Genomic DNA, 16,818 nt, shown 5'->3' with positions numbered 1-16,818 from the left:
GGGGCCGCGTTCGACGCGCGGCCGCCGCCGCGTGGGCGCGGCCGGCCCCCATCGGCCCGCACCGTGACAGACAACCCGGCCGGCGGGGTACATACGTCCGCATGACAGCCGAGCAAACCGCCCCCGCCGTGCCGACCGCCACCTACCGACTGCAGCTCCAGCCCGGCTTCCCCTTCTCGGCAGCCGCCTCCGCCGTGCCCTACCTCGCCTCGCTCGGCGTCTCCCACCTCCACCTCTCCCCCGTGCTGGAGGCCGTCCCCGGCTCCGCCCACGGCTACGACGTCGTCGACCACGCGCGCGTGCGCGAGGAACTCGGCGGCGAGGAGGGACTGCGGGCGCTCGCGCGCACCGCGCGGGACCACGGCCTCGGCCTGGTCGTCGACATCGTCCCGAACCACATGGCCATGTCCCCCCGGCACAACCACGCCCTGTGGGAGGTGCTGCGGGCGGGCCCCGAGTCGCCGTACGCGCGCTGGTTCGACGTCGACTGGGAGGCGGGGGGCGGGCAGCTGCTGCTGCCGGTGCTCGGCGGGCCGGTCGGCGACGTGCTCGGTCAGCTCGTGGCCGACGGTGACGTGCTGCGCTACCACGAGCACGCCTTCCCGCTCCGCGAGGGCACCGCGGGGCTGCCCCTGCCGGAGCTGCTGGACGCCCAGTGGTACCGGCCGGTGTGGTGGCGGCTGGCCCGTACCGAGCTGAACTACCGGCGGTTCTTCAGCGTCTCGGAGCTGATCGGGGTGCGGGTGGAGGACCCGGCGGTGTTCGAGGCCACCCACGGCAAGATCCTCCAGCTGCTGCACGAGGGCGTGGTGGACGGGCTGCGCGTCGACCATCCCGACGGGCTCGCCGACCCCGACGGCTATCTCGCGCGGCTGCACGAGGCGACCGGCGGGCGCTGGACGGTCGTGGAGAAGATCCTCGCCGACGGTGAGGAACTGCCGGCCGGCTGGCAGGTCGCCGGCACCACCGGGTACGACGCGCTGCGGCACGTGGACGGCGTGTTCACGGACCCCGCGGGCGCCGCCGAACTGCTCGACCGGTACCGGGGGTTCGCGGCGCCGCGGGCGGACCGGGGAGGTGACTGGGAGGCGACGGTGCGGCGGGCGGCGTACCAGGTGCTCACGCACGAGCTGGCGGCCGAGACGGACCGGCTGACGCGGGTGGCCACGCGCGTGTGCGCGTCGTCGCCGGACCCGGCACTGCGCGACCGGGCGCCCTGGGCGCTGCGCACGGCGCTGCGGGAGCTGCTGGTGCGGATGCGGGTGTACCGGCCGTACAACGCCGCTGACGTGGCCGCCGTGGTCACCGAGGGGGCCGCGGAGGAGGCCCGGCGGGCCTTCGCGGTGGCCGCGGAGGGCGAGGCGGTGGACGTGGTGCGCGGGCTGCTGACGGCGGTCGACGGGCCGGGGCCCGCGGAGCTCCGGGCGCGGTTCGCGCAGACCGCCTCGGCGCTGCGCGCGAAGTCCGTGGAGGACACGGCGTTCTACCGCTACGTGCCGCTGCTGTCGACGACCGAGGTCGGCGGCGACCCCGGCAGCCCGGGTGTCTCCCCGGACGGCTTCCACGCGTACTGCGCGCGCGTGCAGCGCGACTGGCCGCTCACCGGGACGGTGGTGACGACGCACGACACCAAGCGCAGCGCCGATGTGCGGGCGGCGCTGGCGGTGCTGACGGAGTGCCCGGAGCGCTGGGCGGACCTGCTCGCCGAGCTGACCCTGGAGGGAGCGGACGGGGCGGATGAGGCAGACGGGGCGGGCGGGGCGGACGCGCAGCTGGCCTGGGCGGCCTGGCAGACGGTGTTCGGGCTCGGCCCGGCGGACCCGGAGCGGGTGCGGGGGGCGCTGCTGAAGCACGTGCGGGAGGCGGGCCTGTTCACGAGCTGGACGGAGCAGGAGCCGCCGTACGAGGAGGCGGTGGCCTCGTTCGTCGCGGCGGGCCCGTGCGGGGCGCCGGGAGAGCGCGTGGCGGCCTTCCGGGACTCCCTGGCCGACCGGGTCCGGGCGAACGTGCTCGGCGCGGCCCTGGTGCATCTGACGATGCCGGGTGTGCCGGACGTCTACCAGGGCACGGAGGGCGAGTACCGGGCGTTGGTGGACCCGGACAACCGGCGGCCGGTCGCGTTCCCGCCCGCGCGCCCGGGCGAGAAGGACGCGGTGACGGCGGCGGCGCTGCGGCTGCGGGCCCGGCGGCCCGACGTCTTCGGGGACGCGGCGACGTATGCGCCGTTGGCCGCCGAGGGGCCGGCCGCGGCGCACTGCCTGGCGTTCGCGCGGTCCGGGGAGGTGGTCACGGCGGTGACGAGGCTGTCGCTGCGGCTGGCGGCGGCGGGCGGCTGGGGGGACACGGTCCTGCCGCTGCCGCCGGGCCGGTGGGCCGACGTGCTGGCACCGGGGCGGGAGTTCACCGGGCACGCGCGGGTGGCCGGGCTCTTCGAGGGGACACCGGTGGCCCTGCTGGAGCGGGTGGGCGACCGGGACTGAGAGACACGTTCACTCGTACGAGTGAATTGTGGGGCCGGGTCGGGGGTTGCCGAAACTCACCGGGCGCGGACCGCGTCCGTACAAGGCGCGCGGAGCCGTTCCGCGCCCCGAATTGGCTTCGCGACCCGCTCGGCGCCCGTGGTCCGGCCGCCCGGCCGGACATGCCCCCGGGCGCCCCCGGGAGCCTCCCCGGGAGATTCCGGGAGGTTCTTGACAGTTCACCTATGCCGTGCGGGACTGGGGAAAGCGAAGCCGGGCGGACAAGTCGGGGGTGAGTCTCCTGCCGGAGCTGCGTTACCCCAGTGTTCCCGAACTGGTCGCAACCGTCCGGGCGTTGGCCGCTCACCGGCCCGGCCTGTGCCAGTTGCGGGAGATCGGCGTCTCTCGCGGGGGCAGACCGCTGCACCTGCTGTCCGTGGGGCACGCCCGGCGGGCGGTGCTGGTGGTCGCGGGTGCCCATGCCAATGAACCGACCGGGGGCGGCACGCTCCAGGCGCTGGCCGAACGGGTGGTGCACACCCGGGAGTTGCGGGCCGAGACCTCGTGGCACTTCCTGCTGTGCGCGGACCCGGACGGGGCGAGCCTGCACGTCACCCCGGCACCGCGCAGCCTGTTCGACTACCACCTCGGCTTCTACCGCCCCTCGGGCCCCGAGCAGCCGGAGTGGTCGCCCTCGGTGCTGCCGCCGGACCGGCTGCCGCCCGAGACCCGGGCCCTGCTCGGGGTGATCGACGAACTGCGCCCCTACCTCCAGGTGACGCTGCACGGCACCGATCTGGGCGGCAGCTGGGTGCAGTTGACGAAGGACGTGCCGGGGCTCGCCGAGCCGTTCGCCAAGTCCGCGGCGGAGCTGCACATCCCGGTGGAGACCGGCGCCTCGGACGCCGCGGGCTGGCCCGCCTCGGGGCCGGGGGTCCGGGTGATGCCGGGCCCCGGCTCCGGGGTGGCGTACCCGAGCATGCCGGACGACGCGCGGCACAGCACCTGGTACCACGCGCACCGCTACGGCGGTCTGACGGCGGTGGTCGAGGTGCCGATGTGGGCGAGCGACCTGGTGGACGACCCGGCGCCGCATCCGGCGCCGGCGGCGGCGATGCGGCGGCTGGCGCGCCGGCTGCTGCGGGACTCCCGGGAGGTGGAGCGGGTGCTGGCCGAGGCGCTGCCCCGGCTGGAGGACCTGGACGGGCCGCTGCTGCGGGCGGCCCGCTGGGCGCTGGCGCTGATCCCCGGCCTGGCCGACGACTGGGTCCAGCGGCAGCCCATCGACACCACGATGGCGTACATCGGCAGCGTGGACGCCTTCGGGCGGCGGCTGCCGCTGCGGGCGGCGTCGATGCTGCTGCGGGTGCTGCGGGAGGCCGACGACCGCGCGGCGCCCGCGCTGGAGCAGCTGGTGGCCTGCTGGTGCGACGCCTTCGCGGAGCGTTTCCGGGCCCGCTGGGTACCGGTCGAGCACCAGGTGGAGCACCAGTCCAGAACGGTACTGGCAGCCGCCCGGCACGCCCGCGACCGGGCGGCATGAGGCCCGACGGGCCCGCGACCGGGCGGCACGAGAGCCGGCGGGCCCGCGACGTGACACGACGGCATGAGAACCGGCAGGCCCGCGACCGTCGGCATGAGAGCGTGCACGCTCGTTACCGGGCGGCGTGAGGCCCTGCACGCCCGCGACCGGGCGGCATGATGACCGGCACGCCCATGACAGGGCCGCCTGAAGGCCGGCGCGGTGTGAGGGTCTGCATGCCCGTGGTCGGGGGCCTGAGGGCGGGGCCGCGCGCCGTCCCGGGTCAGCCGTCGAGGGCGAAGACCGGTCCGGTGCGGGCCGCCAGCTCGCAGGAGTTCGAGAACGTCTCGCGGTACTCGATCGGCCGGCCGTTCCACTCCCCGCGCGCCTGGGCGGTCACCGGGGCGTAGACCATCGGGCAGATCGCGCCCTCGGGCGGGGTGATCCGCGTGATGTCGCCGCCCACCGCGTCGAGTTCGGCGCAGGCCTCGGCCGCGCGGGAGTGTCCCTGGGGCGGGTCGCACAGCAGCAGCGTGCCGCGTGTGCCGGCGGTGCGGGTGTCGCCCCTGGTGACGGTCAGGTAGAGGTGGTCGCCGCTGTGCGCGGCGGCGGGCGCGGCCTGGGCCGGGCCGGCGGCGAGGAGACCGGCGGCGGCCGGGAGGGCAGCGGCGGCCAGGAGGGCGCCGCCGGCCGCTGTCGCTCTGCTGAGACGGTTCATTCCCTGTGCATCGGCACGGCCGCCCCGGCCCCCCACCCCGGCTCACCCGAACGGGCACGCACGCGCGCGTGGCGGTGCGCCAGCTCGAAGGCGCCGAGAACCACCCGTGCCTGGTACTCGGCCTGACGTGCGACCGGGATCCAGACCGCGCCGAGGGTGTCGTGGTAGTCCGCGCACCAGGTGTCGATGAGCCGGTCCAGGTCGGGCAGGGCGCCGGCGGGGTCGTGCCCGGTGCTGCGCAGCAGCTGGTGCAGCAGCCCGGCGGTGCGCAGGGCCAGCCGGCGCCCGGCGATGGCCAGGGAGGCCAGGTGGGCGGTGCTGAGCGGGGGCAGCGGGCGGGCGCTGGCGGCGTCGGTGCCGGGGTCCCAGGCGTCGGCGAGGCCGGGGCAGACCAGCAGGTAGTCGTCGACCGGCGCGAGCAGCCGGGCCGCGTCCGGCGCACCGGACAGCTGGGTCCTGACCCGGGCCAGGACGTCCTCCAGGAGGGCGGTGTCACGCCGCAGGGAGCGGCTGAGGGCGCGCAGCGCCGCGTCCCGGTCGGCGGGCGGGGCGCCGTCCTGGACGGCGGCCACGCCCCACATGGGGGCCTCGACGATGGCGGTGACGGTGCCGTGCCGGTGCGGGTGGAACCAGGTGGACTCGACGGCCGCCTCGGTGATGGCGGCGGCCAGGTCCCCCCGGCGCGGCGGCGGGACGCGGTAGACGGCGGGGCCCAGGGTGGGCCAGTAGAGGGTGTCGTAGGCGCCGAGTTCGCGGGGGACGCCGAGCCGGTTCGCGGTGTGCGCGACGCGCTGGGCGAGGCCCGGCAGGTCGCGGGTCAGCTCGACGAAGCCGCCGCCGACGTCGACGCCGTGCAGCGAGCACTGGAGGAAGGGCCGCAGTTCGTCCTGGACGTCGAGCAGGGCGCGGGTCTCGGGCAGCGCGGCGGCGGCCGCCCCGTCGGGCAGCCACTCGGGCTGCTCCAGGAAGCCGGGCCGGAAGAAGTTCCGGAAGTAGTGGCCGAGGGTGTAGGGCCCAAAGAGCCAGCCCTCGTTGCGGCGCGAGCCGTCCGGGTCCAGGCACAGCAGCAGGTTCCAGGTGGTGTCGGCGTCCTCGGTGAGCCGGCGGTCGGCGAGGATCCGGCCGGCCAGCCGCAGCACGGTGGCCCCGCCGACGGGTTCGTTGGCGTGCGGGCCGGCGACGACCAGGGCGTGACGGCTGCCGTGACCGATGGAAAGCAGCCACATCGGGGTGCCCGCGCGGGAGGTCCCGACCCTGCGCAGCCGGGCGTCCCGGGGACGGTCGGCGACCAGCGCGGCCGCTCGGGAGGCCAGTTCGTCGACGGACGGGTAGCGAAGGAGTGGCGGCAGAACACACCTCCACAATGCGGTGCCGTCGCTTCACATGACGCACATGGCGCACACACAGTCAGTCACGACTGCGGGGGTACGTCAACACCACGACGGACAAACACTTTTCGGCCACCCCCGCGAGGGGCCGGGCCGGTGACCCCCGCGAGGGACCGGGCCGGTGACCCCCGCGAGGGACCGGGCCGGTGACCCCCGCGCGCGGCCGACGCACGCGACCGGGTCAGCCGTTCGCCAGCCGGAAGGACATCCGGCCGAAGCCGATCTGGTCGCCCTCGCGGACCACGGCCGCGCCGGTGACCCGGCGGCCGTTCACGGTGGTGCCGTTGGTGGAGCCGAGGTCCCGGAGGATCCACATGCCGCCCTGGTGGCGGAGTTCGGCGTGCACCCGGGAGACCGTCTCGTGGTTGAGCCGCAGCCCGTTGGCGGGGTCGCGGCCGATGCGCAGCGGGTACTCGTTGCCCGGATGCGGCAGCAGCAGCTTGGGCAGCCGCTCGGCCTGCCAGGCCCGGCGCAGCCGCACGGTGAACCCGGAGACGGCCTCGACGGTCCCGAAGAGCACGCGCGCGAAGCGGTTCTCCTGGGGCAGGTCGGCGGTGAGCACGGCGAGTTCGTCCACACGCCGGGCGGCGAGCGCCAGCTCCATGCGGCGCACGAACGTGTCGTGCGACAGCCGTCCCATGGCGACGCCGTCCCGCAGGCGGCTCAGCGCCTTGTCGCGATCGGCGTCGGACAGCCGCGCGGGGTAGGTGTTGAACTCGAAAGACGACGTCACGCAGCTGATTCTCGGTCAGTGAACCCCGGGTGTCCAGGAAACGGGGAAACGGCCGTCCCGCACGCATACGTACGGCGACACCCGCCGGGAAAGCCCGGATTCAAAGCGGACTGATCGCTTTTCGCGGCACGATGGACGGACTACCTCACGATGAGCCAGACGAAGGGGAACCGTCCGTGCAGTTCGAGGTGTGGGCACCGCAGGCAGACCGTGTGACGCTCCACTGCGGTGGTGCCACGCGCGCGTTGGAGCGCGATCCGCGACGGCCCGGCTGGTGGGCCGGGGAGGCGGAGGCCGAGGACGGCACACGGTACGGGTTCGCGCCGGACGACGGTCCGGTGCTCCCCGACCCGCGTTCGCGCCGCCAGCCGGACGGGCCGGACGGGCTCAGCGCGGTCGTCGACCACGGGCGTCACCGGTGGACCGCCGCCTGGCCGGGACGCCCGCTGCCGGGCGCGGTCCTCTACGAGCTGCACGTGGGCACGTACACCCCCGAGGGCACCCTGGACGCGGCCGCGGCGCGCCTGGAGCACCTGGTGGAACTGGGCGTCACCCATGTCGAGTTGATGCCGCTGTGCCCGTTCCCCGGCCGGCACGGCTGGGGGTACGAGGGGGTCTCGCTGTGGGCGGTGCACGAGCCCTACGGCGGGCCCGGGGCCCTGAAACGGTTTGTCGACACCGCGCACGGACTGGGCCTCGGGGTCGTCCTGGACGTCGTCCACAACCACCTCGGCCCGTCGGGCAACCACCTGCCCGCGTTCGGCCCGTACTTCACCGAGACGCACCACACGCCCTGGGGCGCGGCCGTCAACCTGGACGCGCCCGGCTCGGACGAAGTGCGCGCGTACCTGGTGGGCAGCGCGCTGTCCTGGCTGCGCGACTACCGGATCGACGGGCTGCGGCTGGACGCGGTGCACGCGCTGCGCGACACGCGCGCGTGCCACTTCCTGGAGGAGCTGTCGGCGGCCGTCGCCGGCCTGGCCGCCGAGTCGGGGCTGCCGCTGTTCCTCGTCGGCGAGTCCGATCTGAACGACCCGCGGGTCATCACCCCGCGCGCGGAGCACGGGCTGGGCCTGGACGCGCAGTGGAACGACGACTTCCACCACGCCCTGCACACCGCGCTGACCGGCGAGTCCCAGGGCTACTACGCGGACTTCGGACGCGCCCCCCTCGCCGCCCTCGCCAGGACCCTCACCGGGGGCTACTTCCACGACGGCACGTACTCCAGCTTCCGGGGCCGCCGCCACGGCCGCCCGCTGGACCGCGCGCGGGTGGCCGGGCACCGGCTGCTCGGCTACTCCCAGACCCACGACCAGGTCGGCAACCGCGCCCAGGGCGACCGCCTCTCGGCGACGCTCGCCCCGGGCCTGCTGGCCTGCGCGGCCACGCTGACCCTGACCGCGCCGTTCACGCCGATGCTGTTCATGGGCGAGGAGTGGGCGGCCGGCACCCCCTGGCAGTTCTTCACCGACCACACCGACCCGGACCTGGCCGACGCCGTACGGCGGGGCAGGCGGCGGGAGTTCGCGGCGCACGGCTGGGCCGAGGAGGACGTGCCGGACCCGCAGGACCCGGCGACCCGGGAGCGGTCCTGCCTGGACTGGTCGGAGCCGGGCCGTGAGCCGCACGCGCGCGTGCTGGCCTGGTACCGCAGGCTGATCGCGCTGCGCCACGAGCAGCCCGACCTCACCGATCCCGACCTGGCCGACACCAAGGTGGTGTACGACGAGGGGGCGCGCTGGCTGGCGTTCCGGCGCGGGGACGTGCGGGTCGCGGTGAACCTCGGCACGCGGCCGGCCGCCATCCCGGTCGGCACCGGCCGGGTGCTGGCCGCCTGGGACCCGGTCGGGGAACCGGGTCCGGACGGGGTGCTGCGGGTGCCGGGCGAGTCCTGTGCGGTGCTGACCCAGGAGTGAGCACGGGCGCCGGCCAGGGCGCCGTCGACCCTGCGGGCCGGTAGACCTGGGCGAGCGTGCGTCCCCAACCTCACAGGGCAATACACCTAGGGATCACCGCCGTCCTCGGCGTCGTCCTCGCGCAGTTCGGTGACGCGCTCCAGCAGGATCGCCTCCCAGGCGCGCCGCAGCTGGGTGCGGAGCAGCGGCAGGGGGCTGTCGTCGCGGCCCTCCAGCCGGTCGGCGAGGCGCAGGACGGTGTCGCAGCGGGCCAGCCACAGGCCGCGCAGGCAGGGGCGGGCGCCGTAGCCGGCGAGGGTGGCCGCGCGGACGGCGGCGCCGGAGCCGACCGCGAGCGCGAGCCCGGCGATGTCCTCGGCGGGGTCGCCCACCGCCGTGCCGGTCCAGTCGAGGACCCCGCGCACCCTGCCGTCGGCGCTGACCACCAGGTGCTCGCCCTTGAGGTCGTGGTGGGCGAGCACGGCGGCGCCCGGCTGCGCGGCGAGCTGGGCCGCGCCCGGCGGGGTGAGCTGGTGCAGCCGCGCGGGGTCGAACTCGTCGGCGGCGGCGAGGCGTTCGGCCGCGGTCACGGCCATGCGGCGCAGCGCCTCCAGGGAGCGGGGCGGGGTGCGCGGCACCCCGAGCGTCTCGGCCTGCCGTACGGGCACCTCGCGCAGTCCGGTGAGCAGTCCGGCCAGGTCGGCCTCGCCGACCGCGGAGACGTCGTGCTCCTCGGCCGTGCCTCCGGGGATCGCGGTGTCCAGGGTGTACGTCAGCCCCGGCGCCCACTCGCCGTGCGCGACGCTGGTGGGGACGGCGACCGGCAGGTGCGGGCGCACCAGGTCGCGCAGGCGCAGTTCGCGGCGCTGGCGCAGGGCCGCCTCGCGGTCGGGGGCGAGGCGCAGCACATGGCGGGTGCCCACCCACCAGGTGGAGTGCTCGCCGCCCTCGGCGACGGGCCGGACGTCCGGTCCCGGGGGTCCGGCCGTGCTCTCCTTGAGCAGCGAACGGACCAGTCGGCGGACCGTGTCCGCGGTGGGTGTCGGTGCCTGGGTCATGGATCGCGCCGTTGCCGTTCGGGGAGGGATGGGGTCGGGGTGGTTCTCCCGGGGCCGGGTCAGCCCACTATGACCATCTCGCGGGTGGTGTTGTTCAGACGGCGTCCGCCCTCGCCGGTCACCGTGACGATGTCCTCGATCCGCACCCCGAAGCGGCCGGGCAGGTAGATGCCGGGCTCCACGGAGAAGCACATCCCGGGCACGAGGGGCTGCTCCTCCCCCTCGATCATGTACGGCGGCTCGTGCGTGGTGACGCCGATGCCGTGGCCGGTGCGGTGGATGAAGAACTCGCCGTAGCCGGCGTCGGCGATGACCGCGCGGGCCGCGCGGTCGACGTCCTGGCAGGCGGCGCCGGGGCGGACGGCCCGGAACCCGGCCTCCTGGGCGGCCCGCACGATGTCGTGCACCTCGCGTTCCTCGGCGCTCGGCGGGCCCACGTGCACGGTGCGGGTGGTGTCGGAGCCGTAGCCGTCCCTGAGGCCGCCGAAGTCGAGGACGACCATGTCGCCGTCCTGGACGACCCGGTCGCCGACCTCGTGGTGCGGGTTGGCGCCGTTGGGGCCGGAGCCGACGATGGTGAAGTCGACCTGCTCGTGGCCGAAGCGGCGCAGCAGGCCGGCGAGGTCGTGGCCGATGTCGGACTCGCGGCGGCCGGCGAAGGCGACCTTGCGGATCTCCTCGAACGCCGAGTCGGCGGCCGCTCCGGCGGCGGCGAGGAGTTCGAGCTCGGCCGCGTCCTTCACGGCGCGGAGCATGGGCAGCGCGTCGGTGAGGGAGGCGTACGAGCTGCCGGGGAGGGTCTTCTGGAGGCCCAGCAGGTGCATCGCCCAGGCGTTGTCGCTGATGCCGAAGCGCCCCTCGTGGCCGAGCAGGTCGGCGGTGACGGCGTAGGGGTCCTTGCCGTCGGTCCAGTCCCGCAGGGTCAGGGCGGCCGCGCCCTCGGACTTCGCGGCGTCGGGGGCCTCCAGGGTGGGGACGACCAGCACGGGGTCCCTGCCGGGGGCCAGGACGAGGAGGGTGAGCCGTTCGGTGACCGCGGTGGGGGTGTAGCCGGTGAGCCACACCATGTCGGGGCCGGGGGCGATCAGGAGGCCCGCGAGTCCGGCGTCCGCGGCGGTGCGGGCCGCGCGCGTCATCCGGGCCCGGTAGTCGTCGGCGGTGAAGGGCGCGGCGGGTGTGGTGCCGGTCATCGGGCCTCCGTGCGCGGGTGAGGGTGCCTCCTGGAGCATCCTGCCGGTTGCGGCGGAGCCGCGCGAGCCGGTTCGCGCGGAAGGGCCCTGCCTTTCGGGGGCGGTCGTCGGGGGGCGGTCGTCGGGGGGGCGGTCGTCGGCGGTGGTCGTCGGCGGCGGTCAGGTGACGACGCCGGGGACCACCGTCAGCTGCTGGTAGCCGCCGCTCTCGTGCCGCACCGTGAGCTTGGCCTCCTTGCCGGGGCCGGCCGCGGCCACCGCGCGGACCAGGTCGGCGGCGCTGTCGATTCTCGTGTCGCCGAGCTGGAGGAGTACGTCGCCGCGGACCAGGCCCGCCGTGTAGCCGGGTCCTGGCACGTGGACGCCGACCACCACGGCTCCCACCTTCGCCGCGTCCGCCGCCTCCACGCCCAGCGTCGCGGCGGCCGGCGGTGCGGGGGCGGGGGTGCCGGAGGGGGCGGGTCCGGATGCCTGCGGCGGTGCCTGGTGCCGCGGTTCGGCGAGCCTGCTCAGGCCGATCACGGTGGCGCCCACCGTGCCCAGGCCGATCCCGCAGAGCAGCAGGACCGTGGCGGCGAGCAGGCCGCACAGCAGGGTCCCGGTCCGGTGCCCGCGGCGGCGCGCGGCGTGCGGACGGCGGCCGGGGCCGGCGCCGGTGTCGAGGCCGATGCCGGGGCAGGTGTCGGGGCCGGGGTCGGGGTCGTCCCGGTGGTCCTGCCCGGGGATCGGTCTGGGACGAAAAGCGGTCTCTTCCATGGTTCGCCTCCAGCCCCAGCCCTACCCGGCGGACCCGGGCGCGACGAGACACGAACGAGTGAGACTGGGACCGGCGCCGCGGTGGGAGGTCTCGGAAGTCTCAGACCTCGTCCGCGTCCGGCGGGCCGTCGAGAAGGCGGGCCACGAACTCCGCGACGGCTCCCGCGGGCGTCCCGCCGTACACCAGTTCCACCCGGTGGACGAGCCGTGGCGCGGTGAGCGGTACGGCGACGGTGCCGGGGACGCCGGTGGCGGTGCGCCGGGGCAGCAGGGTGAGGCCGTGGCCGGCGGCGGTGAGGGCGGTGAGCGTGCGGACGTCGGAGCCGGTGCAGCGCAGGGCGGGGCGGAAGGCGCCGCCGCCGGTCGCGGCGCGCAGCTGGGCCAGGGGCAGGGCCGCGTCGGGGGCGTCGAGCCAGCGGGCGTCGGCGAGGTCGGCGAGGCGCAGTCCCGCGCGGCCGGCGAGGGGGTGTCCGGCGGGGAGCAGTACGGCGACGGGGCCCTCGTCGACGCCGTGGGTGGTCAGGGGGGCGACGTCGGGCAGGCGCAGCGGGTCGCTGGGGGCGGCGAGGCCGTCGAGCAGGCCCAGGTCGGCGGTGCCGGTGGCGACGGCGCCCGGGATCTCGTCGCGGGGCAGGACGCGCAGGGTGACGCCCGCGACCGGGAGCGCGGCGAGGACGGCGGGGCCGAGCGCGGTCGGGGTGGCGGCCAGCGTCAGGCCGGGCGCGGGCGCGGCCGCCATCCGTACGACGTCCGCGCGGGCCGCGTCCAGGCGCAGCAGCAGCGGGCCCGCGTGCTCCAGGAGCCGTTCGCCGGCCGCCGTGGGGGTCACCGGGCGGCGGGTGAGCAGGGGGGCGCCGAGGTCCTGTTCGAGGGCGGCGATGTGCTGGGAGACCGCGGACTGGGTGTAGCCCAGCTCGCGTGCGGCCTCGGAGAAGGAGGCCAGGCGGGCCACGGTGACGTAGGTGCGGAGCAGGTGCGGGTCCATGCCGTCCAGGATCCCATCAGGGCTGCTTATCGAGAGTGCAGTAATCATCGTTGGACGTGAACCAGGGGTCGCGCCGACGATGAGGGCATGACGAACTCCGCAGCCCGAACCGCACGCCTCGCCCTGGTCGGGGACCGCTCCCCCAACGTCGTGTCGCACACCCGTGTCCCGCTCCTCCTCGACGCGCTCGCCGAGCGCGACCGCCTGGTCCTCGACGCGTACTGGATCCCGTCCGAGGACGCCGAGGACGAGGACGCGGTGCGCGGCTTCGACGCGGTGTGGGTGGTCCCCGGCAGCCCGTACCGCAGTGAGGCGGGGGTGCTGCGGGCGATCCGCACCGCGCGCGAGGAGGGCATCCCCTTCCTCGGCACGTGCGGGGGTTTCCAGCACGCGCTCCTGGAGTACGCCCGCAACGTCTGCGGCCTGACCCGGGTCGCGCACGCCGAGAACGACCCGGACGCCGAGGACCTCCTCATCGAGCCGCTGGCCTGCTCGCTGGTCGGGCACGAGGCGGTGGTGACCGTGGAGCCGGGCACGCTCGCCGAGTCGGCGATCGGCTCGGGGCGCACGGTCGAGCGGTACTTCTGCTCCTACGGCCCCACCCGTCACCTCGACACGCTGAGCGCCCACGGGCTGCGCCTGTCGGGCCACGACGAGGACGGCCACGTCCGCGTCGCCGAACTGCCCGGTCACCCGTTCTTCCTGGCCACGCTCTTCCAGCCGGAGCTGGCGGGCGACGGCTCGCGTCCGCACCCGGTGGTGCGGGCCCTGGCCCGGGCGGCGGTCGCGCACGCCTCGGACCGGGCGCGCCAGCCGGTGTGAGGCGACGGGCCGAAGGCCGTTGTCAGTGGCGGCTGTTACGTTCTGTGACATGACCGATCACTGCCTGCGGCTGCTCCGGCAGCACCGCCGTCTGGCCGAACTGGCGGCGTTCCCCTTCGACTTCGACCTGGACCGGGCCGCGCACGGCCACGCCGAACCGGTCCGCCTGGCCTCCGGCGGCCCGCTGGAGGCGGTGGCGGGCAGCGACACGGGCGGCACCTATTTCGGCTGCGCGGACGGCTCGTTGCTGTACGCGGACTCGGAGGGCTCGGCCGGGATCATCGGGTCGTCCGTCGACGAGGCGCTGGAGATCGTGATCGGCCTGCCCGGCTGGCACGACCTGCTGGACCTGACTCCGGCGGACGGCGAGGAGGTGATCCTCGCGCGGGTGGCCGAGACCGAGGAGGAGATCCGGGGGTACCACGGCATCGACGCCGAGCGCGCCGAACTCCGCGCCGGGCTGGGTTTGCCCGACCGCTCCCCGGTGGAGCTGGTCGGCATGCTGCACACGGCACTGCTGCGCACCGAGCCCGCCTTCCTGCTGCTCAACGCGGAGGAGGGCTGCGCCTACGACCTGCTCGACCCGCACCCCAGGCCGCCCCTGTGGGAGGCGGTACGGCACGAGGTGCCCGGGGACCCGGCCGGCGTGCCGCTGTCGACCTGGACCCGCCTCGCCGCCGACCAGGGACTGACCGAGGCGGCCAGAGTGGCGCTCATCCGCCGGCTGGACGAGATGTCCATGGACCGGAGCGGGTTGCGGCGGCCCGGCGGCGGACAGGCCCTCGATCTGTCGCCGCTGGTCCAGCTGACGGAGGAGTTCGAGCGGCTGGGGGACGCGGTGCAGGCCGGCCGTGCCCGGAGCCTGCACCGCGCCCTGCGGTGAGGCGCGTCAGCCTGTGGGCAGCGCCGGGGCGAGCGGCGGCCGGTCCGGGAGGAAGCCGTGGGCCCGGCGGGCGAGGTGGTCCGGCCGGTAGCGGTCCACCCGCCGGTGCCAGTTGAGGACGCCGGCCATCCAGTTCTGAAGGTCCCGGACATAGTCGCCGAGGGCCTCGCGGGCTTCGTCCGACAGCTCGAAGTCGTCCCAGACGAGGGGGAGTTCGGCGGCGACGACATGCTCGAACTGCTGCATCCGCTGGGTCATCAGGTCGTGCACGACACGGAGCGCGGTCGGGTAGTCGACGCCGAAGAAGTTCTGGACGACGAGGATCGCGTTGTGCAGCTCACCCTCGTACTGGATCTCCTTCTGGTACGACAAGACGTCGTTGACGAGCATGCCGTAGTCGATGGCGGCGTTCTCCAGGGAGCGGACCGGGCCGCTGCGGTAGACCTCCGCGGGGATCAGCGGCCCGTTGCCGCGGCGGGCCAGGCTCAGGGTGAGATCGGAGCCGAAGGTGGCCCGGCGCATCTCCAGGTAGTCGATGGGGTCGGGGATGCGGTGCTGGAGCTGGTTGGACAGCTCCCAGAGCCAGCTCTCGGTCATGCTGTCGACGGCCTGCCTGAGGAAGAGCCGGTCCTCGGGGCCCATGCCGGCGGTGGTGCGCGCCCACAGGTCGGTGAGCCCGCGTTCCATGGCGGTGGCCGGGGCGGGCACGGCCTCGTCGGCGACCGGCATGCAGGCGGACAGGCGGGCCGTGGCGAGCCTGGCGCCGGCCAGGTCGCGCCGGGTGCCGAAGCAGAGCGGGAAGTAGTCGTCGGCATAGGTGCCCCAGGCCAGCCACCGGGCGCTCAGGTCGAGTTCGTCGGGGGTGGCGTCCGGGTCCAGGCCGGCGGAGCAGAGCGCGAGGTCGGCGGCGGCGAGCTTGTCCTCGTCCCAGACGCCCTCGGCGAGCATGCCGGTGGCGTGCGCCCAGGCGGCCAGCCGGGGGCGGGCGGCGTCGAGATGGGGGTTGAGCTCGACCTCGTACGGCATGTGGAAGTCGGGCAGGAGGGAGGGCCCGACCTGCTGGAACGGCACATGGGAGTAAGCCCGCAGGCGTTCCGCGGCGGCGGAGGCGAGGAGGGCGCCGACGTCCGCGGCCGAGGTGCCGGGTCCGGTCAGGGCCTGCCAGGGGGCGGCCGTGGTGGCGCCCTGGTTCATGTAGCGGCTGGAGCGCAGGTGCCATTCGTGGCCGCCGGACTGCCAGTCCTGCAAACCCTTGGTGTAGGCGGCGACGGCGGCGGCCTGGCCGGGGGTGAGGCCCTTCTCGGCGGCCAGGGCGGGCACCTCGGTGAGGGCGGTGTGCTCGAACTGGTGGAGGCGGGAGGTGAGGATGTCGTTGACCGTGTCGGCGGCCTCCTGGGTGCCACAGTCGAAGAAGGTCTCCAGGACCAGCACGCCGTTGCTGTTCTCGCCCTCCTCCTCGACCTCGCGCTGGTAGGAGAAGAGGTCGTTGCGCAGGTGGACGGCGTCGGAGAAGGTCTCCATCAGCACCCGCAGCGGCCGGGTCCCGGCCACGACGGCGGGCACCTCGGCCGTCGCGTACTCGACGAGCCCCGCCGACCAGGGGGCGCCGCCGACCTTGCGGCGCATCTCGATGTACTCGACGGGGTTGGCGATCCGCCCCTCGTTGATGTTGGACAGCTCCCACATCGACTCGTTGAGCAGGTGCTCGGTGGCGACCGAGAAGCGGCGGCGCCAGTCCACCGACATCGACGGCACGGTACGCGCCCACAGGTCGGCGAGGCCCGCCTCCACCGGGTTCCGCGGTTCCGGCACCGGCGTCGCCGGGTCGAGCGGCATGAACAGCGGGAGCCGGTCGAGGTGGGCCTTGCCGGCGGCGCGGTCCTGGGTGCGCTTGTACATGTCGAGGAAGTGGTCGTCGAAGAAGAACACCCACACGTACCAGTCGGTGATCAGCGAGAGCGCGTCGGCGTCGCAGTCGGGGTGGGTGTAGCTGCACAGCAGGCCGTAGTCGTGTGCCTCCAGGTCGGCCTGGTCCCAGATCCCGGAGCCCTCCAGCATGCCCATCTCCCGGGCCCACCCGGTGGAATGGGCCCGGGCCTCCTCCAGATGCGGGTTGAGCCGCGCGGGATACGGCATGTAGAAGTGCGGGAGTTCGAACGGCTGCGTCATGGCCGTGGCCCTACCCGGGCACGTCAACGGCCATCCACCGCGCGGCACATGATCACACCATCGCGTGAACCGGGCTGGAATGCGGGAACTTCGGCGCGACCTGTGGCGGTTCCCCGCCTCCGTCGTCGCCGGAAGCGGAGCCCACGTGAACGACGGCTCCCCTGTGGCCGTCGTTCACGTGGACGCGTCGTCCGGGCGCCGGTCCGCCACGGGTACGGGGGCGCTCCTGCGGCCGGCGGC

The 16,818-nt window shown here is 75.1% G+C and carries 13 protein-coding genes; 5 read left to right on the top strand and 8 right to left on the bottom strand.

Annotation, left to right across the window (positions count from 1 at the left end; genetic code table 11):
• Positions 1–101 precede the first annotated feature (101 nt).
• Positions 102–2,480: a malto-oligosyltrehalose synthase gene (gene treY, locus ACZ619_RS26310; protein WP_469603564.1), complete on the top strand. Its 2,379-nt coding sequence runs from the start codon at positions 102–104 to the stop codon at positions 2,478–2,480.
• Positions 2,481–2,751: 271 nt separating this feature from the next.
• Positions 2,752–4,002: a M14 family zinc carboxypeptidase gene (locus ACZ619_RS26305; protein WP_469603562.1), complete on the top strand. Its 1,251-nt coding sequence runs from the start codon at positions 2,752–2,754 to the stop codon at positions 4,000–4,002.
• 262 nt (positions 4,003–4,264) lie between these two features.
• Here ACZ619_RS26305 and ACZ619_RS26300 read toward each other — a convergent pair whose 3' ends face one another.
• The 3 genes from ACZ619_RS26300 to ACZ619_RS26290 form a co-directional block, all read right to left on the bottom strand.
• Entirely contained in the window at positions 4,265–4,699 is a 435-nt protein-coding gene (locus ACZ619_RS26300; RefSeq protein ID WP_469603560.1) for an SSI family serine proteinase inhibitor, read from the bottom strand.
• Positions 4,696–6,063: a M14 family zinc carboxypeptidase gene (locus tag ACZ619_RS26295; RefSeq protein WP_469603558.1), complete on the bottom strand. Its 1,368-nt coding sequence runs from the start codon at positions 6,061–6,063 to the stop codon at positions 4,696–4,698. Before ACZ619_RS26295 ends, ACZ619_RS26300 begins: the two co-directional genes overlap by 4 nt.
• 205 nt (positions 6,064–6,268) lie before the next feature.
• On the bottom strand, positions 6,269–6,820 hold the full coding sequence (locus ACZ619_RS26290; RefSeq protein WP_469603556.1) for an FHA domain-containing protein: 552 nt from the start codon (positions 6,818–6,820) through the stop codon (positions 6,269–6,271).
• Positions 6,821–6,996: 176 nt separating this feature from the next.
• Here ACZ619_RS26290 and treZ point away from each other — a divergent pair, with 176 nt between their 5' ends.
• Positions 6,997–8,736, top strand: a complete 1,740-nt coding sequence (treZ, locus tag ACZ619_RS26285) for a malto-oligosyltrehalose trehalohydrolase (RefSeq protein ID WP_469603553.1) — start codon at positions 6,997–6,999, stop codon at positions 8,734–8,736.
• Positions 8,737–8,822: 86 nt separating this feature from the next.
• On the opposite strand, the gene ACZ619_RS26280 is transcribed toward treZ, so the two are convergent.
• From ACZ619_RS26280 to ACZ619_RS26265, 4 genes are all read right to left on the bottom strand, one after another.
• Positions 8,823–9,773: an aminoglycoside phosphotransferase family protein gene (locus ACZ619_RS26280; protein ID WP_469603550.1), complete on the bottom strand. Its 951-nt coding sequence runs from the start codon at positions 9,771–9,773 to the stop codon at positions 8,823–8,825.
• Between the two features lie 59 nt (positions 9,774–9,832).
• Complete coding sequence (locus ACZ619_RS26275) at positions 9,833–10,963, bottom strand: aminopeptidase P family protein (protein ID WP_469603547.1); 1,131 nt, start codon at positions 10,961–10,963, stop codon at positions 9,833–9,835.
• Positions 10,964–11,122: 159 nt separating this feature from the next.
• Entirely contained in the window at positions 11,123–11,719 is a 597-nt protein-coding gene (locus ACZ619_RS26270; RefSeq protein ID WP_469603544.1) for a PDZ domain-containing protein, read from the bottom strand.
• A 100-nt stretch (positions 11,720–11,819) separates the two neighbouring features.
• Positions 11,820–12,704, bottom strand: a complete 885-nt coding sequence (locus ACZ619_RS26265) for a LysR family transcriptional regulator (RefSeq protein WP_469603541.1) — start codon at positions 12,702–12,704, stop codon at positions 11,820–11,822.
• An 87-nt stretch (positions 12,705–12,791) separates the two neighbouring features.
• Between ACZ619_RS26265 and ACZ619_RS26260 the strand changes: the two genes are divergently transcribed.
• Positions 12,792–13,526: a CTP synthase C-terminal region-related (seleno)protein gene (locus ACZ619_RS26260; RefSeq protein WP_469603538.1), complete on the top strand. Its 735-nt coding sequence runs from the start codon at positions 12,792–12,794 to the stop codon at positions 13,524–13,526.
• Positions 13,527–13,575: 49 nt separating this feature from the next.
• Positions 13,576–14,409 (top strand): hypothetical protein, encoded by an 834-nt coding sequence (locus ACZ619_RS26255; protein ID WP_469603535.1) that lies wholly within the window; start codon positions 13,576–13,578, stop codon positions 14,407–14,409.
• Positions 14,410–14,415: 6 nt separating this feature from the next.
• Here the strand turns inward: ACZ619_RS26255 and cyc2 are convergent, their stop codons facing one another.
• Entirely contained in the window at positions 14,416–16,578 is a 2,163-nt protein-coding gene (cyc2, locus tag ACZ619_RS26250; RefSeq protein WP_469603532.1) for a germacradienol/geosmin synthase Cyc2, read from the bottom strand.
• Positions 16,579–16,818: the final 240 nt, after the last annotated feature.

The sequence above is a fragment of the Streptomyces sp. NPDC104367 genome, assembly GCF_055583825.1.
The sequence above is the reverse complement of the archived record's forward strand: the minus strand, read 5'-3'. Positions and strand labels throughout refer to the sequence as shown.